Below are 24,587 nucleotides of genomic sequence, written 5' to 3' on the forward strand. Positions count from 1 at the left end.
CCGCTCCATGTCTTCACCGGGGGCGCAGACCATCACCGTGCGCCATGATGGAACCGAACGAGTCTTCGAAGCGAGCCAGCAGATCACCATGGGCCGCGCGCCCGAGGTCACCCTGTTCGTGGACAGTCCGCTGGTCTCGCGTGTGCACGCCACCTTGCGATTCAGCAACGGCGCGTGGGTGCTCGCCGACAACGGGAGCACGAACGGTGTGTTCGTCGACGCGCGCAGGCTGAACCAGCCCGTGTCGATCGACCGGCCAACCCAGGTGCGCCTGGGTGACGCGATCACCGGGCCGCTGCTGCACCTGGTCCCCGCGGCGCCTGGGGCGCGCCACGCGGCGACCATGGTCGCACCGCCTTCCCAACCACAGCACCAGCCGCACCAGCAACAACCGCATCACCAGCAGCCGCGTCCGCAGCAGCAGCACCCGGGCTTCCAGCCACCGTCACGTCCACCGCAACCGCAATACGTGCCCACCTCGCAGCTGCCCTCGCAGCCGCAGGACAACATCAACATGACCCGCCGCGCCGACTCGTCGATGCTGCCGCCGGTCCGCAAGGCCGCCTCGACCGAACCGGTCGCGCGCGGTGACCGCATTCCGCCCGGTGGCCTGAGCATCGGCCGCACCTCGGACAACCAGATCGTGGTGAACGATCCGCTCGCCTCGCGCGCGCACGCGAAGCTCCTCGCCTCGCCCGAGGGCCTGGTGATCGAGGACCTCGGCTCGGCCAACGGCACCTTCGTCAACGGTCACCGCCAGCAGCGCTCGGTGCTGCGCGAGCGCGACATCGTCACCATCGGCAACATCGACTTCGTCGTCACCCAGGGCGCACTGGCGCATCGGCAGAAGCCGGTCGCCGAGCAGGGCCTGTCGGTGCACGGGGTCGGGTTCACGGTCGAGAACAACAAGCAACTGCTCGTCGATGTGAACATGACGGCCGGGCGCGGGACGCTGACCGCGCTGATCGGACCGTCGGGCGCGGGCAAGTCGACGCTGTCGAAGCTGATCGCGGGCAATACCCAGCCCTCCGGTGGTGTGGTGACCTTCGAGGGCCGCAACCTGCACGCCGAGTACGAGGCACTGCGTTCGCGTATCGGCATGGTGCCGCAGGACGACGTGCTGCACCGTCAGCTCACGGTTCGCCAGGCGCTGGGCTTCGCCGCGGAGCTGCGGCTGCCGCCGGATACCACGAAGGCCGACCGGCAGCAGGTGATCGACGGTGTGCTGCAAGAGCTTTCGCTCACCCAGCACGCCGACACCCGGGTCGACCGGCTCTCCGGTGGTCAGCGTAAGCGCGCGTCGGTGGCGATGGAGCTGCTCACCGGTCCGTCGCTGCTGATCCTCGACGAGCCGACCTCGGGTCTGGATCCGGCGCTGGATCGCCAGGTCATGCAGATGCTGCGCGAGCTGGCCGATGCCGGGCGCGTGGTGATCGTGGTGACGCACTCGGTGGCCTGCCTCGATATGTGTGACCAGGTGGTGCTGCTGGCTCCCGGCGGTAAGACGGCGTTCGCCGGCCATCCGGGTGGGGTCGGTGCGGCGATGGGGACGAGTGACTGGGCGGAGATCTTCGCCGAGGTCGCGGCCAATCCCGACCAGGCGTTCGCGAAGTATCGGTCGAGGCAGGCCTATGTGCCGCCACCGCCGCCCGCGCAACCGAATCGCGGCAACGTGGGCGCGCCGCCGCAGTCGAGTGCGATGCGGCAGTTCAGCACGTTGTCTCGCAGGCAGTTGCGGTTGATCTTCTCCGATCGTGGCTATCTGATCTTCCTGGTGGTGCTGCCGTTCATTCTCGGCGCGTTGTCGCTGGTGGTGCCGGGTAGTGACGGGTTCACCGAGGGCGCGCTGGTGCAGCTGCCCGACGGCTCGTTCGGGCGGGAAAGCGGCGGCGAGGCCCAGCAGTTGCTGGTGGTGCTCATCCTCGGCGCGTGCTTCATGGGCGCCACGCTCAGCGTGCGTGACCTGGTGGGCGAACGGTCGATCTTCCTGCGCGAGCGCGCGGTCGGCCTGCTGCCATCGGCGTATCTGATGGCCAAGATCGTCGTGTTCAGCGTGACCGCGTTCCTGCAGTCGGCGGTTCTGGTCGGTATCACCTTCCTCGGTAAGAAGGCGCCCGGCGAAGGTTCGCTGATTCCGAACGGCAGCCTCGAGCTGTATTTCGATATCGCGATGACCGCGGTGTGCTGTGTGGTGTTCGGCCTGCTGATGTCGAGCCTGGCCAAGTCCAACGAGCAGGTCATGCCGATGCTCGTGCTGATGATCATGGTGCAGCTGGTGATGGCGGGTGGCCTGATTCCGGTGACCGACCGGGTCGGCCTCGAGCCGATCTCGTATCTGTTCCCCTCACGCTGGGGTTATGCGGCGGGTGCGTCGACGGTCGATTTGAAGACGCTGGTCTTCGGCTCACAGGAGGACGTGCTCTGGGACCACACCACGTGGATCTGGCTGCTCGACATCGTGATGCTCATCGTGATCACCTCGATCCTCGCCGTGATCACCTGGAGCCGGCTACGACTGAAGAAGTCACAGGCATGATCGGCCAGGTCAAACCCATTTCGGCGGGCAAGCTGCGCGTGTCTGTCGCCGACCGGGCACACTTGAGCCTGTGACCGTTCGAGTTGGGGCCCTACATCTGGGGTGGGACGTGGTGTCCGTGGCCGCTGGTGGCGGCACGACGCCGGTCCGCCCGGTACAGGTCGAGGGCACCTACACCCCGCCCGCCTACCTGCTCGCCGATGCCGCGGGCAGGTTGCACACCGCCGGCGTCGACCGGCAACGACCGGATCTGGGGATGGCGATCGCCGATGTACGCGACATCCTCGGCCATCCGCAGATCGTGATCGCCGGCGCCACCTGGCCCGCCGAGCTCGTTTTCCGGGCCCGGCTGTACAACCCCCTCGCGTCTATCGGCAAGTACCTCCAGGGCAAGCCGCAACTGGTGGCGCTGCCGTATCCGGACAGCTGGCCCGAGGACAAGGTCGAGGTCTACGCGGCGCTCGTCGAGCAGCTCGACGTGGTCGTGGAGCCGCTACCGGAAAGCGTCGCGCTCTCGGGTTATGTGCGCGCGCTCGGCCTGGTCTCCCCGCCGAGCGAGCGGCATCGCAACGGGATCGGCGCCACCGGGATCTACTCCGACGGTCGCTCGCTGCTGGTCGTCGCGGTGCACGGCGACGACGAACAGCCGACCGAATCGACGGAGGTCGCGGTCGGCCCCGACGCCCTGCGCGACGCCCGCACCGCCGACAACGTGGTGATCGAGGCGATGGCCGCGGCCCGCTCGATCGGCGCCGACACCTCGACGGTGCTGCTCGCGGGCAATGTCTGCTTCAACGACGCGCTGCGCTTCGCCTTCCAGAACCACCTCGGTCAGCGTCTGCACGTGGCCGACCATCCGATGCACGCGCTGGTCCTCGGTGCCGCGCATCTGCTGGTCACCGAGCCGGACCTCGACGACGAGGAGGACGACTATCCGGCGTCCGGACATCCTGGTCAGGCGGTCGCCGCGCAGGTCGGCTGGGGTGCGCAACCCACAGCACCGCCCGCGGCTCAACCGCCGGGGCCCGCCGGATTCGTCGCCGGTCCGCCCGCCACGCAACCGCCGCAGCCTTCCGGTCCACCCGCTCGCGCACCGCGGCACGCCCTCGAACACGACGATGACGACGACGACCGACGCGGCAAACTGCTCGGCAAGGTGAAGAAGGGTTTCTTCGGCGCACCGGCGGTGGTCGGCGCGCTGGCCGTGGTCGCCTTCGCGCCGGATCCCGCCGTAGCCTCGGCCGCCGAACCGGTGAGCTGCGCGTTCACCCCGTACGCGAACACGGTCCCGCGCGAGGGCATCGAGACAGCGCGCGGGACGCTCGTCGACGATCCGGCCTGCGTCACTCCCGGCATCGACACCCTGCGCTACCTGATTCCCGGTCCCGCGCGCGCGACCGACCCCGGTCCGCCGGTAGTGATCTAGCTCCAGCCGTCGAGGCGGTGGTCGCCCATCGCCCGATTGTGGGTCGGTGATGCGTGGCTGGTATCGTTGCCCGTTGGCGTGTGGAACGTCGAACCGTTCGCGGATCGGCGTCTCCTCGATGTCCTGGGTCTCCACCGGCCGCCAGGACAGTCTCGATCCACACGTCAGGGCCGGCAACACCGACGACAGACAGGGAACGACTGTGCCTACGTACAGCCCCAAGGCGGGTGACGTCACCCGCAAGTGGTACGTCATCGACGCCACTGACGTAGTCCTCGGCCGTCTCGCCGTGCAGGCCGCTGGCCTGCTGCGCGGCAAGGGCAAGCCGACCTACGCACCCCACGTCGATGGTGGCGACTTCGTCATCATCATCAACGCGGAGAAGGTTGCCATCTCCGGCAACAAGAAGAACGACAAGCTCATCCACCACCACAGCGGACACCCGGGCGGCCTCAAGTCGCGCACTGTCGGCGAGGTGTTGGCGACCCGTCCCGATCGTCTCGTGGAGAAGGCCGTCAAGGGCATGATCCCGAAGAACAAGCTGGGCAACGCGATCGCGGGCAAGCTGAAGGTCTACGCAGGCCCGAACCACCCCCACGCCGCGCAGCAGCCGGTTCCGTTCGAGATCAAGCAGGTGGCCCAGTGACCGCTCCTGAAGAGTTCGCAGCCGAAGAGTTCGACGCCACCGATGAGGTCGTCGTCGAGATCGTCGAAGACGGCGAAGGCTACGCCGAAGGCGAATACGTCGAAGAAGAGCTGGCCTTCGAGCCGCTCGGCCTCGACCGCCCGGTGCAGACCGTCGGCCGCCGTAAGGAAGCCGTCGTTCGCGTTCGCATGGTGCCCGGTTCGGGCAACTTCGAGCTCAACGGCCGCACCATCGAGGATTACTTCCCGAACAAGGTGCACCAGCAGCTCGTGAAGTCCCCGCTGGTGCTGGTCGAGCGTGTCGAGAACTTCGACATCTACGCTCGCCTGGTCGGTGGCGGCCCGTCGGGTCAGGCAGGCGCCCTGCGTCTGGCTATCGCCCGCGCGCTGATCGTGGTCACCCCGGACGACCGTCCCGCCCTCAAGCGTGCCGGCTTCCTGACGCGTGACCCGCGTGCCACCGAGCGTAAGAAGTACGGCCTGAAGAAGGCCCGTAAGGCGCCTCAGTACTCGAAGCGCTGATTTACGCACTGCCGACTATTGGCTTTCGCATACGCTAGGTATGCTCCCCGCGCGAGTGGGGATGAGCCTGGTCGGCGGAGCATCTGTGCGAGAGCAGGCTTCCAGCACCGCTGGTTGCCTGCTCTCGTGCTGTATTCGGGGACCTACTACCGGTAGAGGGTTTTTATGGGACGGCTATTCGGCACAGACGGTGTTCGCGGACTCGCCAACGAGTCGCTGAGCCCGGAACTGGCGATGCGCGTCGCCGCCGCGGCAGCGCAGGTGCTCTCGCGCGGTAAGAAGCGCCCGGTCGCGGTGCTCGGTCGCGATCCGCGCGCCAGCGGCGAGATGCTGGAGGCCGCGGTGACCGCGGGCCTGACCTCCGTCGGCGTCGACGTTCTCTCGGTGGGCGTGCTGCCCACCCCGGCCGTGGCCTATCTGACCGGTCTGTACGACGCGTGCTTCGGCGTGATGATCTCCGCCTCGCACAACCCCATGCCCGACAACGGCATCAAGATCTTCGCGGCGGGCGGGCACAAGCTCGACGACGCCATCGAGGCGCGAATCGAAGCCCTGATCGCCGAAGGCGTCACCGTGCGCCCGACCGGCGCGGGCATCGGCCGCGTGCGTGGCGACTACACCGTCGAGGGCACCCACGAACGCTATGTCGAACATCTGCTCGAATCCACCAGCCAGGACCTGTCCTCGCTGACCGTCGTCGTCGACTGCGCGCACGGTGCGGCCGCCGAGGTGGCGCCGCAGGTGTACCGGGAGGCGGGCGCGACGGTGATCGCGATCAACGCCGAACCCAACGGGCTCAACATCAATGATGGTTGCGGGTCGACACATCTGGACGCTGTGCGGCGCGCGGTCCTCGAACACGGCGCCGATCTGGGCATCGCCCTCGACGGTGATGCCGACCGCTGCCTCGCGGTTGACGCGTCGGGCGCTGTTGTCGATGGTGACGCGATCATGGCCGTGCTCGCGCTGGCGATGCGTGACGCGGGCGAGTTGGTCGACAACACGCTCGTCGCCACGGTGATGAGCAACCTCGGCCTGCACATCGCGATGCGCGCCGCCGAGATCACCGTGATCACCGCCGCTGTCGGCGACCGGTATGTGCTCGAGGAACTGCGTCGCGGCGGGTTCAGCCTTGGCGGTGAACAGTCCGGGCATGTGGTGTTCCCGCGGTTCGGTACCACCGGCGACGGTGTGCTCACCGGTCTGCGGCTGATGGCGCGGATGGCGCAGACCAAGTTCTCGCTGGCCTCGCTCGCGGCGGTGATGACCACCGTGCCGCAGGTGCTGATCAATGTCGCGGTGTCGGACAAGAGCGCTGTCGCCGCCGCTCCCGAGGTGCTCGACGCTGTCGCCGAGGCCGAGCGGATCCTGGGGGAGACCGGGCGGGTGCTGTTGCGGCCCAGTGGGACCGAGCAGTTGGTGCGGGTGATGGTGGAGGCCACCGATCCGGCGCAGGCGCGTCAGCTGGCCGACGATCTGGCGAAGCGGGTCGCGGCGGTCTAGTCAGCTGGCGGGTTCGGGTTCGGTACAACTAGTATCGGGATACGCCGTAAGGACCTGTGTGCCACTGGCGCGTGTGTGCTGCTCGGCGCAGGCGGTTGTTTTGGCGCGCAGTACGATTCGAAGGGGGCCGATCATGGTTCCGCCGCTGCCTGCCCGCAACTATCAGGATCAGTACCCGTACGAGTACGGCGAAGCCGACCAGCCGCACCGCTGTGGTGGGGCCTGTGGGCGACCGGGGTGCCGCGAAGTGCCGCAAGGGTATTCGCACACCGTGCCGATTCGCGACGAAGGCTACGGCCAGTACGAACCGGTCGCCGAGGCGCCGCGCCCGTTCTCGATGCCGCGGGTACCACGCTCACGTTCGTTCATCGCGGTGGTCGCCGTGCTCGGTGTCACCTTCGGTGCCGGATTGATCGGGGCGAAGCTCGGTTCCGACATCGAACTGTTCGGTGCGTCCGAACCTGTTGTGGTGCAGTCGTTCTAGAACTGCCCGACGACGAACCCGCTGAACAGCACTCCGAAGCCGCCGATCTCGCCCGCGATCAGCCCGTACATCGACAGCCGCAATTCGGCGGGGATCTGCCCGTCGAACTGATTGGTGGTGTCGCGGCGCAGCCCGTGCAGGGCGTAGCTGGCGATCGCACCGGCGAAGAACGCGAGCACGACCAGGTCGGCGGTCAGGTTGACGATCGTCGGCCAGGCGCTGAGCTCGGTGAACACCGCGAGCAGGATGCCCGCGAAGGAATACATCAGCGCGGCGCGATGGGCGATGTCGACATAGACGTGTGCCGCACCGGCGACCCGGATGCCGTGGTATTTCCAGACCCCGAGCAATAACGCGCTCAGAAAGATGAAACCTGTGATGAGCAGGGTGATTCGGGTATCAATTCCTAATACGTCCATGCGCCTATTCCTCGGTGAGTAGCCCACCGGACATATGCCAACGACGGGTCGCACGAACAGAATCCAGCATCCGGCGATCGTGCGTCACCAGAATCAAAGTGCCGGTGAAGGATTCGACCGCCTGCTCGAGCTGTTCGATGGCGGGCAGGTCGAGGTGGTTGGTCGGTTCGTCGAGGACGAGCAGGTTCACCCCGCGTGCCTGGAGCAGCGCCAGCGCAGCACGGGTGCGTTCGCCGGGGGACAGGGTGTCGCAGGCGCGGGTCACGTGCGGCCCGCGAAGGCCGAACTTGGCCAGTAGCGTGCGAACTTCGGCGTCGGGCCAGTCCGGCATCGCCGCGGCGAAGGTGTCGGCCAGCGCGTCGTCGCCGCGGAACAGTCCGCGGGCCTGGTCGACCTCGCCGATCTCGACACCGGAACCCAGTGCGGCGGAACCGGAATCGGGCGCGATCTTGCCGAGCAGCAGACCGAGCAGGGTCGACTTGCCCGAGCCGTTGGCGCCGGTGAGCACGATCCGGTCGGCCCAGTCGATCTGGGTTGTGATCGGGCCGAGGGTGAATTCACCGCGCGTGAGCGAGGCGTTGTTGGCGGTCGCCACCACCGCGCCGCTGCGCGGGGCTGTCGCGATCTCCATCCGCAGCTCCCACTCCTTGCGCGGCTCGTCGACCACGTCGAGGCGTTCGATCCGGCGCTGGGTCTGGCGGGCCTTGGCCGCCTGCTTCTCGGTGGATTCCGCGCGGGTCTTGCGGCCCATCTTGTCGGAGTCGTTCTTGCCCTTGCGGCGGGCGTTGCGCACGCCGTGCTCGAGCCAGTTGCGCTGCATCTGCGCCCGTGACTCCAAACCCGCTTTGGTGTCGGCGAATTCGTCGTAGGCCTCACGGGCGTGCTTGCGGGCGATCTCGCGTTCGGCGAGGTAGGCGTCGTAGCCGCCGTCGTAGAAGCCTGTTTGCTGCTGCGCCAGATCGAGTTCGAGGACGCTGTTCACGGTGCGCGCCAGGAACTCTCGATCGTGGCTGATCACCATGAGCGGCACGCGCACGCCGGTGACGAATTTCTCCAGCCGGTCGAGGCCGTCCATGTCGAGGTCGTTGGTCGGCTCGTCGAGCAGCAGGATGTCGAAGCGCGACAACAGCACCGAGGCCAGCCCCGCGCGCGCCGCCTGGCCGCCGGACAGGCCCGTCATCGGGGTGTCGAGGCCGCCGGCCAAGCCGTCGGTGAGCCCCAGATCCGCGGCGACCTCCTCAGCGCGTTGATCGAGATCCGCGCCGCCGAGCGCCAGCCAATGTTCCAGCGCGGGTGAGTAATCGTCGTCGCCACCGTCGCCGAGTCGTTCGGCGGCCGCGTCCATCACCTGCTGTGCGTGCGCCACTCCCGTTCGGCGCGCGAGGAATTCGAGCACCGTCTCACCCTCGATGCGCTCCGGTTCCTGCGTCAGATACCCGACGGTCGCATCCGGCGGGCTCAACGCGATGGTGCCCTCGCCCGGCGCACGCTCGGCCAGCATCCGCAGCAACGTCGACTTGCCCGCGCCGTTCACCCCGACCAGCCCGATCACATCGCCGGGGGCGAGAGTGAAATCGAGGTCGGCGAACAGGGTCCGTTCGGCGTGCCCCGCGGACAGGCCGCTGGCGTGCAATGTCGTGCTCACCTCGACAATTGTGCCCGTCTAGGGGTCCGACCCTGAGGTCGGGGCCTCGGGAAATCAGGGTGCGGATAGGTCTGTGGACCGATGCGGGTGAGGGCGTTGCGACGGCACAGTGGAGATATCACCGCTCCACAGGAAGGCAACACCATGACCGCCCCCGCCCGCCGCCTCACCCGTTCGACCAGCAACTCTTGGATCGCAGGCGTCTGCGGTGGCCTCGCCGAACGCTACGGCTGGAACCCCAACGTCGTCCGCCTGGTCTTCGTCGTCTCCTGCTTGCTCCCCGGCCCGCAGTTCCTGATCTACCTGGCGATGTGGATCCTCATCCCCAAGAAGTAGCCCCGAACCCTTCGCCTCCCGCTCGCGGATGACAAGATAGTGGCCAACCCCGCCACGTCGTCATCCGCGAGTTCTTACGTTGGAGGAGCAGTCATGGTCACCTCGGGCGAGTTCCCCGGCTTCGGCCTCCCCGACATCGACGCCCATTCATCTTTGGGCGGCCTGGGCGCCGTAGAGCTGAACAACCCATCCCTCGATCTCGACCACGACGGCGTCGCCGACTCCCTCTCCACCGGCGACACCGACTCGACCAGCATCTGGTCCGACTATGACCATGATGGTCTGGCCGACCATGTCACGGTTGTCGAGGAAGACGGCGACTACGCCGCCTGGGAGTACCACCGCCATCCCGATGGGACGTCGGAGTGGCGCAAGACCGACCAGGGGAACCTGGAGAAGTAGATTCTCCCCCGCCGGCGAGGGAACCGGCGGGTGGTTTCGTGCGTCCAACTAGGTAGGGACGCCGTTGTGGCGTGCCTCGAGTACTGGAGGTGGGGGATGGGCACAACTGTTTCCGGCGGGATCGTGGTGAATCAGGCCGCGATGACCCAATCGGTCAACAGCTTGAAGACCACGGTGTCCGAGGTACGCGGTACTGCGAAGGTGGTCGACGCCAACAGTTGGGGCGACGGTATGAACGGGGCCGACTACGAAGCCGGTCGTGCCTACCTCGATCAGGGCAAACGGATCGCCGAGGGACTCGATCGAACTGTCACCTGGTTGAAGGTCTGGACCACCGCGGTCGAAGCCACCGCGGAGGCAGTCGGCAAAGCCACGGTCGAATTCACTGCCGTGGACGCGCAGAACGCGCGCGCCTTGAACCAGGTCGTGGCGAAGTGACCAAGTCCGTGAATGACGTCCTCGACGAGGGTGCGCAGGGGCTCCTCTATTTCGAACAACTGTTGCCGCTCTATCAACAAGCTTTCGGTATCGGTGTCAGCGTTTCGATCGAGCAGATCCAGGCGAAGTACGACCAGGAACGGGGGATGAACCTGGCGAAGCTCGGGACGGCAGCCACGGAACTGCAGAAGATGCTCGGAGTCGCCGACACCCAACGAGCCGCGCAGTCCGCGGCAGCCGACGCCCTCGGGTCGTCGTGGCAAGGGGCGGCGGCCGACGCCGGAATCGGGCGGCTGCGCGAGATCGTCGGCATGGCTGTACAAGACCGGGAAAAGGTGCAGGCGCTTGCCACCGCGATGGTCAACGCGGTGCCCGCTTTGCAGGGGATCGTCGAGGCCAAAGCGAATACCGTCAAGGCATTCGCAACTGGATATCGCCTCCAAGTGGGCAGTCAGCGCACGCTGATCACCGTCGGCGAGATGACCGTTGTGGATATCGAGCAGATCATTCGCAGCAGCAAGTCGGGAGACATCAATCTGACCCTGTTCAACCGGCTGGTCGAGGTGAAGGACATCGAGAATGTCGCCAAAGATCATGAACGCGGCTCTGACCAGTGGAAACAAGCCGTCAGGGAAATCTGTGACGACTGGCTGAAGACCGTCTTCCAGAAGGACTTCACCGACAAACTGAGCGTGTTCAACGCTCAGTGCACGACTACGCAGACCGCGGTTCAAGGCCAGTACGCCACCATCGAGGCAGCAGCCGCCGGGGTCGAGGAGCGAAGCTATCCGTCGGTTGCGGGTGGTGCGTCGGCGCCAGTCGACAACGGAGACTCGAGCAAGGCGAAGGGTGACGGATCGACAGCCAACGGTGATCAGTCGGGTAGCGGCGGCAGCACCGAGGCCGCAGGCACCCAGACCGGGGACGCTTCCGCTGCGACGGGATCACCCGCGAAGACGGCAACGCCCAGTACTGACACCGACGACGATGACACCGACGACGATGACACCGAAACCAGCAGTGCGCTGAGCACCCTCACCTCGGCGATCAGTGAGTTGGGCACTACATTGTCGAGCGCGTTGACCGGCGACCTCGGCGACACCCTTACTTCGACTGCCGAATCGGTGGGTACCTCGATCAGCGACGGCATCGAGCAGATGACCGAACAAGCCAGCAGCCTGTTGTCGGGCGAGCACGAGGCTTCGTTCCAGCTCGGCGACACCAAGGTGAGTATCGAGGCAGGGGAGAACGGGTTGGCGTTGACGACCACCGATGCCAACGGTGATACCCAGCAGTACCGATTGACGTTGGACGAGAACGGATTGCCGGTCATCGAGCAGGAGTCGAGCTCTGCCGACACCGCCGCGACTGATGGATCCAACGGTGTGTCGGGTTCGGACACACCAGAACCCGGCACCGGACAAGGCGAGGCGGACCTTGCCGAAGCCGGGCAGGGCGCTGAGGGAGCCACTCCGGCCGTCGGTGAAACACCAGATCAGGCCGACGCGCCGGTCACCGACGGGACCGGCGACGGCGATCCGTCGTCCGGTGCAGGCGGGGTACCGATCGGACCACGCTCAACCCAGCAGGAAACCGACGGCGAGCACACCCCGACCGTAGACGACCATCAGCCGAGCAACCCGGCCGACTCGGGCGCGGTCCTGTCCGAGGCGGGCCCACTGTGACGCTGGGTATTTCACGATCGATGGCTGGTGAATGACCGCCCATGGACTACGCAGCAGAGATTGAGCAGATCGCCTTCGAAGCGCGTCGCCGATCAGCGTTGCTGATGGACGAGATCGACGAGATCAACCGCCAGACCACAATCCGTGCCGAGGAGTTCGCGATCGAAGCGGGCAATCGGCTTCGAGAACTGGTTGACCAAGAAGTTGAGGACGAAAGCGAAGCGGAACCCGAACAGGAACCGACCGCGCCGCCCTCGACTCGCGAGGAATGGAGTCAGCCCGAAGCGGGTCGGCAGGTTCCGCCGCCGGAAGCAGTGCAGCCCGACCCCAACTGGTCTCCAGAACAACTGCGGCAAGCCGAGATTCGTGCCGCGGTCGCCCGCGCGAAGGCCGCCCGACAGGCCCAGTCGACAGTCGTACCGTCGGACGGTGACTTCGACCAGGAGTCCGAGTACTACCGCCGGTCGACGTGGCTGGATTGATCCCACAATCTGCGTCGAAGCCACCACATTGACCAGCAGATCCGGATCAGTCAGGTGAGCTGATGAGGTGGTGTGGGGGATTCGGTTCAGGCGGCAGTTCCGTACCCGGCGGTGGGGGCCGTTGTTGGATACGATGGCGCCGCCGACATGCGGGTAGGGGTAGCTATGGTCGAGTTCATTGCCGGGTATGCGGTTGAACGCGTGCTCGGGCGGGGTGGAATGGGGACGGTCTACCTGGCGCGCAATCCTCGGCTGCCGCGGTCCGTCGCGTTGAAACTGCTGGACGAGAACATGTTCGGTGACGAGGAGGTGCAAGCGCGATTCCAGCGGGAGGCTGATCTCGCCGCCAGGCTCGACCACCCGAACATCGTCGCAGTGTATGACAGCGGGGTGGAGGGGAATCGGCCCTGGATCGCGATGCAGTATGTGAAGGGGACCGATGCGGCGGCGGTCGGGGTGTTCGAGCCTTCACGGGCGGTGCGAGTAGTGGCCGAGGTCGCCACAGCCCTCGACTTCGCGCACACGCACGGTGTGTTGCACCGCGACATCAAGCCGGGCAACATCCTGCTCGGCGAATCGGTTCACGGGTTGCCGGAGCGGGTGATGCTCGCCGACTTCGGCATCGCTCGACTGCGGGTAGACCAGAGTCCGCTCACCCGCACCGGATCATTCACCGCCACGCTGGCATTTGCGTCACCTGAGCAGCTGGCGGCATCGCCCCTCGATCCCCGATGCGATCAATACTCCCTGGCCTGTGCCTTTTTCGCGATGCTCACCGGTTTGCAGCCGTTCGACGCGAACAATCCGGTGATGGTGATCCAAGCTCATATGTCGGCCCCTCCGCCATCGCTGACCCGAGTGCGCCCGGACCTGCCGTGGGAACTCGACGCGGTGCTTGCCCGGGCAATGGCCAAGCGACCCGGCGATCGGTACGCGTCCTGCGGGGAGTTCGCGGACGCGGTGCAGCGCGCGTTCCAGCTGATATCGGTGCCGTCTGTTACACCGACGGATCCGGTGTCCGTGGGTGCGCACAGTCCGCCGATTACATCCAGCCCTGTTGTGCCCCAATCGGAACCGATGCCGCGGCCAGTAGTGCCAAAGCCGCGCCGCTCGGCAGTCGACTCTGGCCCGGTACGCCCACCGGCTGTCAAAGGCAGGCCGGAATGGATCGACATGACTGTGCAGCGTGACGCCGAGTCCCCCGTCTCGACCCTCCCGCAGCGCGAACCACTACAACGGATCCTCGGTGACGGCTTCAGCCACTCACCGCGGAAAGTCCTGACCTGGGTCTATGTATCGATCCTGGCGGTGCTCTTCATCCTGGTCACCACCGACATCACTAACTGGTAGCTAGACGCAAAGCCTCTGCTGGACAACATTCGCCACCCGATAGCTCGGGAGATAGCCTGTCGCTATGGGGGATTCAGCGGCGAAACCACACGACGCGCTCTTCCGGCATTTCATCGGCCGGCCGAGCAACGCAGCGGCTCGAGCACGCCCGGTCGTCGCATCCGCTCTTGCCGCCCGCGTCGATTGGTCCAGCCTTTCCCTCGAATCGATCAGCTTCGTCTCCCGCCACTTGCGCGGCACCTACAGCGATCTGCTTTTCAGCGCCCGTTTCGATGGCCGAGACGCCTTCGTCCCACACCTGCGCTTCCTGCTCGACGACCTCACGGCCGTGACTGTCGATGAGATCTACGCCCGCCCCAACACAGACGCTTGCCCTGCAGGTGCTGCTGAAGAAGGCCCCGGACAACCAGCACCTTGACAACGATCTCGAACGCCTGCTACCAACCCTGAAGGCGTTGGATGCCGATGACTTGACCACCATCCTGACGTACATTGTGAGTGTGGGCGATATCCCTGACGAGCGCCTACAACCAATCGTCGACCGCATTGGACCCGAAGCAAAGGAGGCCTTCGTGACAACCGCCGACCGACTCCGAACTGAAGGGCGTACCGAAGGCCGCGCTGAAGGGCGGATTGCCACGTTGCGCGAGATGCTGACCGAACAGTTGACCATCAAGTTCGGTGACCTGCCGGCCAAGATCTCCGACGCGGTAGACCGCGCTGATCAGGAGCAGTTGTATCGGTGGACGACCAGATTCGCCACGGCCACCTCCCTCAACGACATGCGCATCGCCTGACCTTCGCGTTCTGGTCTTCGTCGGCGCGGTCAACCCACCTGCGTGTGTCGCGGCTATGAGCCCCGAACCGCCCCGACCACGTCCAACCCGGTCAGTTGCCGAATGAGGGTGGCCGACGCGGCCGATCCATGGCTGAGGCACTGAGCCTGCTCAACTCGGCGGGGGCGACACCTGGTCCTGGACTCGGTGGTTACGTACAAGCCGCGGGCGTTCACATTCACGCGGGCGTGCGCTGACCGGACCAATCGAGGCGAGGAGATCGGTGCCAACGACGTGCTCGTCGCCGCGACCGCGATGAGCATCGGTTGGGGTAGCAGCCGCGAACACGCACCACTTCAGGCGAATACCGGGGCTCGAAGTGCGCCTTCACCTGATCCAGGTCCAGCCGCAGACACACCGCGAAGTCGGTGAGAGACACCGGTAATGTGGGCCCCTCGACCGGTGATTATTGGGGGACATAGTGTTGCAAATCGGGGAGGTGTTCGCCGGGTTCGCCATCGAGCGACTGCTCGGCCAGGGTGGCATGGGGGCCGTGTACCTCGCCCATCATCCTCGACTACCTCGCCGAACGGCGCTGAAACTGCTGAATCGGGACCTGTTCTCCGACAGGGAAGTTCGTACTCGGTTCGAGCGAGAAGCTGATCTCGTGGCCCAGCTGGATCATCCGAACATCGTCACGGTCTACGACCGCGGTGCCGAGGGCGACCAGCTGTGGATCTCGATGCAACACATCGACGGTGACGACGCTCGAACTGTCTCCCCGCGAGATCTTCCTGCGGAGCGAGCAATTCAGATCATCGAAGGAGTGGCCGCTGCCTTGGATTACGCCCACCGCAAGGGCATCATCCACCGGGATGTCAAACCAGCCAACATCCTGCTGGAACATTCCGAGCCAGGGCAGCAGGGTCGAATATTTCTCGCAGATTTCGGCATCGCACGATTGCACCAGGAATCCAGCCGCTTGACCCAGACCGGAACCTTCAACGCGACTTTGGCTTTCGCGTCGCCCGAACAACTGACCGGTGCCACCATCGACGGCCGCACTGACCAATATTCGCTGGCATGTTCGTTGTACTGGCTACTTACCGGCGCAGGCCCGTTCGATATGGCCCACCCGGGGGAGGTTATCCGCGGCCACCTGCAACTTCCACCCCCATCGCTGTCCGCCGCTCGCCCCGGAGTCTCCGTGGCAATGGACACAACGCTGGCGAAGGGCATGGCTAAGCATCCTGACGGCCGGTTCGCCTCCTGTACGGAGTTCGCCACCGCTGTTCGCCGGGCATTGATCGAACCCTCGCCGGCAGCGGAGGTTACCCGCGTTGCCGAAGTCCGTCCAACACATGAGAGCGCACCACCACAGTGGAATCATGCTGCGCTGTCTAATAATTCAGCCTTTCCAGCGGAGTTTCGTCATTGGCAATCACCAGGCGGTGGCACGCCGAGCCCGATGACCGACTTCACTTCGCCGAGACAGCCCACACGATCCGCAGCCTTGGTTGTCGGGCTCGCTGTCGCGGCCGTAATCGCACTTGTCGCTGTCGGCACTCTCTTCGCTGTCACCAGGGACAACCGCAGCAGTGCCGCGACCCAGGCAAGCTCGTCGTCACCGCAGACCTCCTCGGCTACCTCCACGGCATCGCCCGCATCGCCCACTGACCGGGTCGCAGTGCACCAGGCCTTTCCCCTCCTGGCGCCCCCGAACGACGAGGCATTTGCTGACGGTATCGCGGCGCACGACAAGCAGCGCTGCTATTGGCGGAAGCAAGGTGACACACTCACAGTCGGCTTGAACTCACTGTCGCTGACGCACACGGACTGGGCCACTGCCTGGGACTGTAGCCGCGACGCAAACCGCAGTACTGGCACCCCCGGCTACTTCATCATCGCCTATGAAACGCCAGAGGCAGCAGCTGCCGCCCTGGAGACGACGTTCGCCGGGAACGCGAAAGCCAGCGAAGTAAACGGCGGGCAGACCTACACGGTCTACCACCGCAAAACTGCGGTAACCCAGATATGGAACCACTACGCCACCATCACCAGCTTCGAATCCGATCTGAATCGTTCGAGATACGTGCTGTACGGGTACCTCGGCGACCGACCCGAAGTCGGCGATTCGGTCGTCGAGGGCGCCCTCATGGCGTGGTGGAACGCGCTTCCCCTCAGCTGAACTCGCTGTTGGCGTCGCTGACCATGTAACTGCGAAGCAACAACTTACAGCGGACCTGCTTCAGCGAGTTGTGCCCCCGAGCCGCCAGGATTCGGTTGTTGCTCGCTGCCGACGGGGATTGATGACCGATGCTCGGTATCGGTTTCGTTCTCTGCAGACCAGGATGGGACGCCGGTGTAACTGTTCGGGTTGTGTTCGGATTCTTGATCTTTGGCGCTGAGCGAACCGGCGGTGTTCGGTGTCGCGCTCGATGCTGCGCCGGCGTCTTCGAGCCCCGTAGGGGCTTGACCTGAATCCGCTGATGGCTCACCGGCGGTGGGGGAGTCGGTTGCGGTGTTGTCGGTTACTACCGGGATACCGCTTTCGTTCAAGGTGAGGCCGTATTCGTGGGCTGTGCCCGTCGAGTCAGTCGTGGTGAGCTTGAGTTGCCCATCCTCACCGGTTGCCAAGCTGAGAGTTGTTCCGGCGATGTTGAATTCGGTGGAGCCGGTTCCATTGAACAAGCTGCTCAATTGTTCGATGCCATTTGTGATCGACGTTCCCAGTGAACTGAGGCCGGTGCCGAGCGATTCGGCGATGGACTCGGCTGAGCCGGTTGATCCTGACGTGAGGCTCGACAATTCGCTGACAACTGAGCTCAAGGTCGATAGTCCACTCGAGACTGTGGTCAACAGACTGCTCAGATCTGTGGACGAACCGTCGTCGGTGGTTGGCGTCGTGGTGGTCGGAGTTGTTGCTGCGGGGGTTGTTGCTGGATTCGCGGTCGTATCCTCGGTCGGAGAAGCGGTCGTAGGGGTACCAGTTGACGGGGTGCCGGTCGATGGTGATGTTTCCGGCGTCTTTGTCCCTGGCTGACCAGTGGATTCAGGCGTGGGGGGTGCGGAAAGACGCTCAACGTTATTCAGCGCATCTGTGACGACTTTCAAATATGCCTTTACGGCGACATCGGTCTCGGTGCAAAGATTTGTGTACGCTCTGAAATATCCCTCCGCGCTCTCGCGAAATTGCTTGCGCCATTGATCGCATAGTTGCGTGGCTTGGTAGTCGAAAATTTCCCAGCCTACGTCGTTGCCGTCGCTATAGTGTGGCGCCTTACCGGGAGCGAAGTGCTGCAGTCCGCCGCGGTCTGGGCCGAATACTCCATTGTCGGCCAATACTTGTATCCGGGCTCGAACGGTATCGCCAACACCGCGTCGTGCTGCGTAGTTGATGATCATCGAAACGTCATCATTGCCTGCCGCTGCATCGTCGTCATCGCGGAGGTTGATGCCGTTCCCGCCACTGTCGCCGTTTGTCATTTCGACGCCGTTTATCTTGGTAACGCCGGATAGTTCCGCAAAGGCGTTGGCCTTCCTCTGAATGCAACTCTTGATCCCATCAACGGCGGCGTTGATAACCCCGGGTAGTTGCCCGATCTCGCTAGCTGCCTCGTCGGACCATGTGTTGAGTTTGCTCAACCTGTCCTTTGCTGCTGCCCCGCTGGTGCCTTGCCAGGAATCCTCGAGAACGCGGACTACCTGCTCTTGATCGGTCTGCGCGGTCTCAATTTTCGGCATTGCGGCAGATATTCGCTGAGCGGCACCAACCAAGTTGTTTAGCTGCATATACTCTTGCTGGTAATAGGGTTTGTCGATCGCGCGTTCTGCTTCGATTGAGATTCCGGTCGCGTTTGTTTCTCCGCCTTGGCCGGAGAAGGCGTATCGTGCTGCTACGAGATAGAACCAGCGCAACCTGGCGGCACTGAACCCGGCGTAGCCGCCGCTCAGGATTTTGTACGCATCGTATTCGGGGTTGTAGGCGCCGGAATCGCTGGACAGTGACTCATTTACCCGGACGTCACCAGCGCTATGTTTTCCGTATCCTGCCCATACCGCCGATCGGTCTTCGCCGGTGCCATTGACGGTAACCCACGATCCGGGGTTACCGTTACCGAGTCCAATCTTAGAGTTGTCCCCCATCGCCTATTTCCCCCCCGTGATGAGGTTGCCGGTGTTATCGACAGATACTTTGCCGATCGCGTCGGAAAACTGGGTATCGGTGTACTGCAAGCTGTTGGCGCTGTTCGTGAGCGCATCACCGAACGCTGTGCAAGCCTGCGACCAGTTCTTGACAGCGGCTACCGTTTTCTCGAAGCCAGTAACAATTTCCTGTGCTTCTGCCGCGTATTCTTCTCCCAAATCGCCCGCTGCGAACATGTTTCCCCATAACCCGGCGACGGCAGTCAGTTCCTGCGCAGTGGCCTGAAGCTTCCCCCCCTGCGCTCGCACGGTATCCGAATCCACGCTCAGAAAGTCACTCATCGACCATTCCCCTTAAAAAAGTATAGGCAACGCCTTTATGTCTATTTACACCAGCCATGAGTCGCGCCCGTATCCCTGCGAACGAGCTTCGTCCAGTTCCGTCCAGTCGGTCGGCTGCACGTAGCCTTCCCGTGGACGTTCGGCCGCGGCCGCTTCCTGTCGCAACCGGTATTCGCGCATGAGTCGATCCTGTTCCTCGCGTGCCTCGCGAGCGGTCCGTTCCCCGGGCGTCTCGGGGCCGAACCCCATCGCGGCGACACGCTCCCCGATCTGCTGTATCGCTCGATCAGCTTCGCGCTGGACCTGTTCGACGCGGTCTTGGGTCTGTCGGGCAGCATCGATATGTTCGTTAGTGATGCTGTCGATTCTGGCGAGCCAGTTCATCGCATCCCCCCTTCGGTTCAGTGTCGTCTACAACTTTGGACGCACCAGGGATGTGTTCGGTTCCATCAACTTTCGGCGAATCCCCATCGCAAGTCGCCAAGATCAGGTTGTGCCGTGATCGGTGCAGTTTCGGGCTCCCCGCCTCGGTCGACTGGAGACTACCGGATTGGCCCGGGCGAGTGGAGGTACTCATCGAGCCTCCGGGTGAGTGAGAGCAGGCAGATGGGCTGTGTCACCGTTAGGAACTCGTTGTCCGCCGAGCGTCGCGCCCCTCTGCTGCGCTCGATGTGGACCTCGCGTGAGGGGGTGTTCCCGGTCGGCCACGGCCCGGCGAGGGTTGCGCGCCGATGCTAATCTGGGCGGCAATCGAGAGCCCGGCAGGGCAGTGGGGTGGGTATGCGAGCGCTATCGAGTGTCGTCGTGCTGGTCGGTGCGTTGGTGTTGGCTGGGTGCGGGTCATCAGGTGATCCGGTGGTCGGCAACCCGACGAGCACATCGGCGGCCGATGGCATCGCGGAGGATGTGCCGACGGGGATTGATCCGTGCAACATTCCGCAGGATGTGTTGACGTCGATCACTCCTGGGCTGCGCAAGGGCAATGTTGATGACAACACCGCACGGGGCAAGATCAAGTGGCGTGGTTGTCGATATGTTGTGTCCGATGGCTACACGACGACTGTGAGCCTTACCAACCTCACGCTGGATATGTTGCGGCAGAAGAACTATCCCGGGCGGGAAGATGTCGTTGACGGCAGAACAGTGTTGACGACTCACCAGGCCGCGGATCCAACTGGCGTAGAGCAGTGCGTCGTGAATGTGCAGATGCATCGCGGCAGCCTTGAGTTTTCCGTCGAAAACGGGCATGGTTCGTCGCCGAAGACCAAGCATCTGAACGCGTGTGACATCGGTATGTCAGTGGCACAGAAGATTGTTCCGTTGATCGCGGCTGGGGCGTAATGTTTCACCGAGTCGCCGAGAGGTGCAGGGGGTACGGCGATGAGTGGCGATAAGCCGATGCAGGGTTTGATCGATGCGGCAAAGAACGGTCAGTTGACGGTTTCGTTCAGCGACGATCTTTACGTCAATGTCGAGGAGTTCGTGTACATCGAACGCGACTGCCAGGCGATGAAGGATCAGATCAAGATGTACCAGGGCGTGGCGCAAGATATCTCGAACCGTGAGGTCTGGGGGCTGGGCGAGCAGAGCGACTGGATCAAGTCCACCTCGCTGCTTGTCGGTCGCTTTCGTGCGAAAGCGAAAGGCGATGCAGGTGGAAATGACGTGTACGCCATCCTGCAGAAGCACTGGGACATCATTGACGGCATCCAGCAGCTGCACCGCGAGGTCGCTAACCGCTACCAACAAAGTGATACAGAGTTCGCGGCGAAGTACACCGAGCTGATGGAGTCGGCTCCGCACGGATTTCAGGCGAGGAAATGAGCGGATTGGAATACGAGGACTCGGTGACTCGGGGTATGACCGATAGTGCGGTAGGTCGCTCGCACATCACCTTGAAGACCACCTTCGATCAGCTGGTGGCCGATCCGGCGATCGAGGCCAAAGCCGACTACGCGAAGATCGCCTCGGGGTGGCAACAAGACATCGAGATCTTCGCCGCACGGATCAATCGTTCGAGTACCTCGGCGTGGAGCGGGAACGCGGCTAACACTGCCAGGCAGGCAATCTCCGAATACGCCGTCGACGCGCAGAATCTGACGCCGACCTTGAACGCGATGAGCACTCGAGTCAGCAATGCGGTCGACGCGGTGCTCAAGACCAAAGAGCTGATGCCTGAGTACGGTGACGCGCAGAGTGCTTGGAATCCTGGCGACTGGTTCGACGGCGATCCCGACAAGCGTGAGGAAGAAAAGGCGCAGAAAATTGTCGACGAGCATTATGTGAACCCGATCTCCGCCGCAGCTGGGGGAATACCTGTACTTCCGCAACCCAGAGATCCGGTGAAGGCCGATGATCTGTCATCCGGCGGAGACAACGGTGGCGGTGGTAACGGCGGCAACGGTGGTGCGAACTCCGCAACCCCGACGACTGCTACACCCACCACAGAGAAACCGACTACCGAGGATCCAGCCACCGAAGATCCTCAGTCCTCGAACCCAGGGGACGAGACTGCCGAGGACCCTCAGTCGACGACGCCGCAGTCGACCTCGCCTGGAGAAACGACCCCACAGTCGACCGTCCCCCAAACCGCCGTTCCGTCAACAGGACAGCCCGGTTCGGGCACACCCACCGGCGGCACTCCCGGCGGATCCGGGGGCGGGGGCGGCGGCGCGGCCGCCGGGTTGGCTGCAGGCGGCGCGGCGTCACCGGGCAAGGCGGTGCCGGGTACACCCGGTGGTGTTCGAGCTGGCACGGTCGCAGCCGCATCGGCGGGCAACGCAGCGGCCGGACGTAACGGTATGCCCGGCATGGGAGGCATGGGCGCTGGTGGTGCCCGTGGCGGCCAGGGCAGCGAGGACGATGAGCACGCCACGCCGGACTACTTGGTCTACGACCGCGAGTCGGAGCTCCTCGGCGTTCAGCCGCCCGCGCTGCCTCCGGGTGGGGTCATCGGGGCATGAGGGGCACGCTATGACATGGAACTGGGACCCGGACACCTTCGCGACACACTGGTTCTCCGACGCAAACGATCTGATGCCCGACCCGCTGCGTTATCGCAGCAGATTCGCCACGCGCGAGGGACTCGACGCGCATCACGCCGCCGTGCGCGCGAGCTGCGATAGCGACGAACGCGGGCGCATCAATCTGTTGATGCACACCATTTCGCAGTGTGAGATGCGCGTGGAGATCATCGGCAGCACGGTGCGTCATTACCGCGGTGACGGCACCACACACAAGCAGTACCGCATCGTTGGCGCCTACACCGCCCACTACGCGGCCTTGCTCTTCCAAACCGCTATGAACGACGAATTCGGCGATATCCGAGCCGAACTCCTGCGCCCCGAGAGCTTGCCCGCCGCGATCACCGCTGCCATCCCGCCGTGCACGCCAGGTACCGCACGCCCTGAAACCTTCCACGTCGATGACATCAAACCGCCACCGGCCGCGGCGAACGGCTACTTCGCCGACGACCGACGCATCGCCGAACACCGACGTTTCCGGCGTCTGGCTGATCGCCCCGCCGACGGCGGTGGGCACGCGATCCTGCGCCTCGGCAACTACCACGCCCGCTCCGATCGACACCGCTTCATCCAGTGGTACGACATCACAGGCGACGGCCGCTACATCGAACAACGCAACAGCACCCACCTCGACATTCGTCCGGTAGCCCCACAGAACCTCACCGGCGTCTTCACCGCCTGGATCGACACCGCCGCGCGGCGACTTCGCGAAGATCAGCCGCAGTACCGATAGGTAGGAAATGGCGAAAGATTTCAGTGTTATCCCAGATGATCTTGATGAGACAGCTCGTAGTCTATGGAAAATAGCCGAAGATAATAGCCGAGCCGTATCGTATTCGAAAGAGTGGCTCGAAATTGAGAAAAGTGGCGGTCTCGTACTAACGCCGGTGCTTGATCAACTTCAGGAAGTGTGCGATCAGCTGAAATCGAACTACGAGCGACTGGGGGCAGTCACTGACAATTCATCCACGGAACTGACGAATGCCTCGAGGATGTATCGCACCACTGATTTGGCCACGGCCAAGAGCATGGACGAGTACTACGGAAGGCTGGGTAAGTGACATCCACTGCTGCATATCCGGTTGAGAAACTAGTGGACCCGGAAAGCTCGGATCCCGTGCATGATTACGTTGAGTTGATCATCAGCGGTAACGGAACCAGTCTGACCTATCATCTCAACAATCTGATCTCTATGGCCACGGCGCCCTTTATGTCGGGCGAAGGATTCAATTGCATCGGCACGATTACCAACAATCTTTCCGGTGATTGGGTTGCACTGCAGAAGTCTGGCGATGCGATCAAAAAGCTATCGGAGTACAATACCGAGTACAGGGCGGCTATCGAGGCTGCGATGGCCAACGTGGAGAACACCTGGCAGGGGAATGCGGCTGAGAGTGCTAGATCCTATTTTTCGTCCCTGACAGCGGCTCTCGAGGGTCAGGCCGAAGCCATGGGTAAGGTCGCCGAAGAGATCGCCAGCTACGCGCTTGCCTCGTACGGCATGGCAAACGGGATAGCTGACCTGGTGCAATGGCTTGGTGATCTCGCTATCCAATGGTTGGTGACGTGGTTGGCGGCAAAGGCCGCAGCAGCGACAGCTGTTGGTGCCGGAGTGTGGATTACGCTCGAACTGGCGGCGGCGGCGATCGCTGCCATGATGGCAACCAAGGTGGTGAAAATCATCGGCGACCTCGGCCACATGGTCAACAGTTCGGAGGCCCTTGTCGGGTTGATGAGTACCGGCGTACAAGCGGCGGTAGAGGCATCGCAGATTCCGGCTCTTCCGGGTTCTTCGTACGATCATCCGGGAGTATCGTAGTGAAGCAACACAATGAGCCGATGCTAGATCTCGTCAATGGTGATGCCGGGATGTCGCGCCATTTGTCGAAGGCGCTAAAGGTCCTGGCTGACAGTCCGATCGATGCAGAATTGAAAAAGCAGCTGCTAGAGATTCGTAGCGGTAATGGTTCGTTGCGTGATCTCGCGCAAAGTGGTGCGTTAACGAAACTCGGTGACGCTGTCATGCCGACTGTTGCCGCCGAACTCAATAGTAAGACTCTCAAGGAAATGCTGCAATTGGCGAAAGCTGGAGAGGCGGTGCTGGAGCGCTACCGGAACCAAGCTCCCGAGGAGGTTGCGGACACTTCACCGAGCGAGCCACCAGCTCCTTCGCCGACCCCGAATTCGAACGCCCGAGGTTCGGGGCTGCACGATCGCGTAATTCCTGGCACTCGTAAACCCGATCGTGATCGGATCGTCACGCCTGATGAACCGGATGACGACGATCTCTACTTTCAGGATCGTCGCAACGGTGGCTGGCTTCGGTGAGTTATCAACGGCAATACAGCGGCGATGTCAAGATTGGTTTACGTCGGTGCCAGAATTCACGGCCGTCGACCAGGTTGCTCTACGTGGCAAAGAGTGCGC

The 24,587-nt window shown here is 63.8% G+C and carries 27 protein-coding genes; 22 read left to right on the plus strand and 5 right to left on the minus strand.

What is annotated here, in order from left to right; all coding sequences use genetic code 11:
• Positions 1 to 7: 7 nt before the first annotated feature.
• The 6 genes from ACWZHB_RS32915 to ACWZHB_RS32940 all read left to right on the plus strand — a co-directional run bounded on the left by ACWZHB_RS32915 (position 8) and on the right by ACWZHB_RS32940 (position 7,116).
• Positions 8 to 2,536 (plus strand): ATP-binding cassette domain-containing protein, encoded by a 2,529-nt coding sequence (locus tag ACWZHB_RS32915; protein WP_427909374.1) that lies wholly within the window; start codon positions 8 to 10, stop codon positions 2,534 to 2,536.
• Positions 2,537 to 2,606: 70 nt separating this feature from the next.
• Positions 2,607 to 3,962, plus strand: coding sequence for a hypothetical protein (locus ACWZHB_RS32920; protein ID WP_427905590.1), 1,356 nt, complete (start codon positions 2,607 to 2,609; stop codon positions 3,960 to 3,962).
• A 202-nt stretch (positions 3,963 to 4,164) separates the two neighbouring features.
• On the plus strand, positions 4,165 to 4,608 hold the full coding sequence (gene rplM, locus ACWZHB_RS32925; RefSeq protein ID WP_101468214.1) for a 50S ribosomal protein L13: 444 nt from the start codon (positions 4,165 to 4,167) through the stop codon (positions 4,606 to 4,608).
• The gene (gene rpsI, locus ACWZHB_RS32930) at positions 4,605 to 5,129 is read left to right on the plus strand and encodes a 30S ribosomal protein S9 (protein ID WP_378632416.1); all 525 of its coding nucleotides are present in this window, start codon (positions 4,605 to 4,607) and stop codon (positions 5,127 to 5,129) included. Before rplM ends, rpsI begins: the two co-directional genes overlap by 4 nt.
• A gap of 165 nt (positions 5,130 to 5,294) precedes the next feature.
• On the plus strand, positions 5,295 to 6,632 hold the full coding sequence (gene glmM, locus ACWZHB_RS32935; RefSeq protein WP_427905591.1) for a phosphoglucosamine mutase: 1,338 nt from the start codon (positions 5,295 to 5,297) through the stop codon (positions 6,630 to 6,632).
• 133 nt (positions 6,633 to 6,765) lie between these two features.
• On the plus strand, positions 6,766 to 7,116 hold the full coding sequence (locus ACWZHB_RS32940) for a hypothetical protein (protein ID WP_427905592.1): 351 nt from the start codon (positions 6,766 to 6,768) through the stop codon (positions 7,114 to 7,116).
• Here ACWZHB_RS32940 and ACWZHB_RS32945 read toward each other — a convergent pair.
• Both ACWZHB_RS32945 and ACWZHB_RS32950 read right to left on the minus strand, forming a co-directional pair.
• Positions 7,113 to 7,535 carry a hypothetical protein gene (locus ACWZHB_RS32945; RefSeq protein WP_427905593.1) on the minus strand — a complete coding sequence of 141 codons (423 nt, stop codon included), beginning with the start codon at positions 7,533 to 7,535 and terminating at the stop codon, positions 7,113 to 7,115. The genes ACWZHB_RS32940 and ACWZHB_RS32945 overlap by 4 nt on opposite strands.
• Positions 7,536 to 7,539: 4 nt before the next feature.
• Positions 7,540 to 9,126 (minus strand): ABC-F family ATP-binding cassette domain-containing protein, encoded by a 1,587-nt coding sequence (locus ACWZHB_RS32950; RefSeq protein ID WP_427909375.1) that lies wholly within the window; start codon positions 9,124 to 9,126, stop codon positions 7,540 to 7,542.
• Positions 9,127 to 9,324: 198 nt separating this feature from the next.
• Between ACWZHB_RS32950 and ACWZHB_RS32955 the strand changes: the two genes are divergently transcribed.
• The 9 genes from ACWZHB_RS32955 to ACWZHB_RS32995 all read left to right on the plus strand — a co-directional run bounded on the left by ACWZHB_RS32955 (position 9,325) and on the right by ACWZHB_RS32995 (position 16,837).
• Positions 9,325 to 9,516, plus strand: a complete 192-nt coding sequence (locus ACWZHB_RS32955; protein WP_427905594.1) for a PspC domain-containing protein — start codon at positions 9,325 to 9,327, stop codon at positions 9,514 to 9,516.
• Between the two features lie 93 nt (positions 9,517 to 9,609).
• The gene (locus ACWZHB_RS32960; protein WP_427905595.1) at positions 9,610 to 9,918 is read left to right on the plus strand and encodes a DUF6802 family protein; all 309 of its coding nucleotides are present in this window, start codon (positions 9,610 to 9,612) and stop codon (positions 9,916 to 9,918) included.
• Between the two features lie 96 nt (positions 9,919 to 10,014).
• Positions 10,015 to 10,356: a hypothetical protein gene (locus ACWZHB_RS32965; RefSeq protein WP_427905596.1), complete on the plus strand. Its 342-nt coding sequence runs from the start codon at positions 10,015 to 10,017 to the stop codon at positions 10,354 to 10,356.
• Entirely contained in the window at positions 10,353 to 12,041 is a 1,689-nt protein-coding gene (locus ACWZHB_RS32970) for a hypothetical protein (protein WP_427905597.1), read from the plus strand. The genes ACWZHB_RS32965 and ACWZHB_RS32970 overlap by 4 nt, the downstream gene beginning before the upstream one ends.
• Positions 12,042 to 12,082: 41 nt before the next feature.
• On the plus strand, positions 12,083 to 12,523 hold the full coding sequence (locus tag ACWZHB_RS32975; RefSeq protein WP_427905598.1) for a hypothetical protein: 441 nt from the start codon (positions 12,083 to 12,085) through the stop codon (positions 12,521 to 12,523).
• A 165-nt stretch (positions 12,524 to 12,688) separates the two neighbouring features.
• Positions 12,689 to 13,873, plus strand: coding sequence for a serine/threonine-protein kinase (locus tag ACWZHB_RS32980; RefSeq protein WP_427905599.1), 1,185 nt, complete (start codon positions 12,689 to 12,691; stop codon positions 13,871 to 13,873).
• A gap of 64 nt (positions 13,874 to 13,937) precedes the next feature.
• Complete coding sequence (locus ACWZHB_RS32985) at positions 13,938 to 14,291, plus strand: Rpn family recombination-promoting nuclease/putative transposase (RefSeq protein ID WP_427905600.1); 354 nt, start codon at positions 13,938 to 13,940, stop codon at positions 14,289 to 14,291.
• A complete protein-coding gene (locus tag ACWZHB_RS32990; RefSeq protein WP_427905601.1) occupies positions 14,254 to 14,670 on the plus strand; it encodes an RpnC/YadD family protein in 417 nt (138 codons plus the stop codon). Before ACWZHB_RS32985 ends, ACWZHB_RS32990 begins: the two co-directional genes overlap by 38 nt.
• Before the next feature lie 460 nt (positions 14,671 to 15,130).
• A complete protein-coding gene (locus ACWZHB_RS32995) occupies positions 15,131 to 16,837 on the plus strand; it encodes a serine/threonine-protein kinase (protein WP_427905602.1) in 1,707 nt (568 codons plus the stop codon).
• Positions 16,838 to 16,881: 44 nt separating this feature from the next.
• Here the strand turns inward: ACWZHB_RS32995 and ACWZHB_RS33000 are convergent, their stop codons facing one another.
• Genes ACWZHB_RS33000 through ACWZHB_RS33010 form a run of 3 tightly spaced genes read right to left on the minus strand, consistent with a single transcriptional unit; the run spans position 16,882 to position 19,521 of the window.
• Positions 16,882 to 18,795 carry a hypothetical protein gene (locus ACWZHB_RS33000; RefSeq protein WP_427905603.1) on the minus strand — a complete coding sequence of 638 codons (1,914 nt, stop codon included), beginning with the start codon at positions 18,793 to 18,795 and terminating at the stop codon, positions 16,882 to 16,884.
• 3 nt (positions 18,796 to 18,798) lie between these two features.
• Entirely contained in the window at positions 18,799 to 19,137 is a 339-nt protein-coding gene (locus ACWZHB_RS33005) for a hypothetical protein (protein WP_427905604.1), read from the minus strand.
• A 45-nt stretch (positions 19,138 to 19,182) separates the two neighbouring features.
• Positions 19,183 to 19,521 (minus strand): hypothetical protein, encoded by a 339-nt coding sequence (locus ACWZHB_RS33010; protein ID WP_427905605.1) that lies wholly within the window; start codon positions 19,519 to 19,521, stop codon positions 19,183 to 19,185.
• Between the two features lie 420 nt (positions 19,522 to 19,941).
• On the opposite strand from ACWZHB_RS33010, the gene ACWZHB_RS33015 reads away from it, so the two are divergent.
• Genes ACWZHB_RS33015 through ACWZHB_RS33045 form a run of 7 tightly spaced genes read left to right on the plus strand, consistent with a single transcriptional unit; the run spans position 19,942 to position 24,488 of the window.
• Positions 19,942 to 20,478, plus strand: coding sequence for a DUF3558 domain-containing protein (locus tag ACWZHB_RS33015; protein ID WP_427905606.1), 537 nt, complete (start codon positions 19,942 to 19,944; stop codon positions 20,476 to 20,478).
• A gap of 39 nt (positions 20,479 to 20,517) precedes the next feature.
• Positions 20,518 to 20,961: a hypothetical protein gene (locus ACWZHB_RS33020; RefSeq protein WP_427905607.1), complete on the plus strand. Its 444-nt coding sequence runs from the start codon at positions 20,518 to 20,520 to the stop codon at positions 20,959 to 20,961.
• A 35-nt stretch (positions 20,962 to 20,996) separates the two neighbouring features.
• Complete coding sequence (locus tag ACWZHB_RS33025; RefSeq protein WP_427905608.1) at positions 20,997 to 22,100, plus strand: hypothetical protein; 1,104 nt, start codon at positions 20,997 to 20,999, stop codon at positions 22,098 to 22,100.
• Positions 22,101 to 22,110: 10 nt separating this feature from the next.
• On the plus strand, positions 22,111 to 22,893 hold the full coding sequence (locus ACWZHB_RS33030) for an ESX secretion-associated protein EspG (RefSeq protein ID WP_427905609.1): 783 nt from the start codon (positions 22,111 to 22,113) through the stop codon (positions 22,891 to 22,893).
• A gap of 7 nt (positions 22,894 to 22,900) precedes the next feature.
• Entirely contained in the window at positions 22,901 to 23,221 is a 321-nt protein-coding gene (locus ACWZHB_RS33035) for a type VII secretion target (RefSeq protein ID WP_427905610.1), read from the plus strand.
• Positions 23,218 to 23,979 carry a hypothetical protein gene (locus ACWZHB_RS33040; protein WP_427905611.1) on the plus strand — a complete coding sequence of 254 codons (762 nt, stop codon included), beginning with the start codon at positions 23,218 to 23,220 and terminating at the stop codon, positions 23,977 to 23,979. Before ACWZHB_RS33035 ends, ACWZHB_RS33040 begins: the two co-directional genes overlap by 4 nt.
• A gap of 20 nt (positions 23,980 to 23,999) precedes the next feature.
• On the plus strand, positions 24,000 to 24,488 hold the full coding sequence (locus ACWZHB_RS33045) for a hypothetical protein (protein WP_427905612.1): 489 nt from the start codon (positions 24,000 to 24,002) through the stop codon (positions 24,486 to 24,488).
• Positions 24,489 to 24,587: the final 99 nt, after the last annotated feature.

It is taken from the genome of Nocardia sp. FBN12 (genome assembly GCF_054031145.1).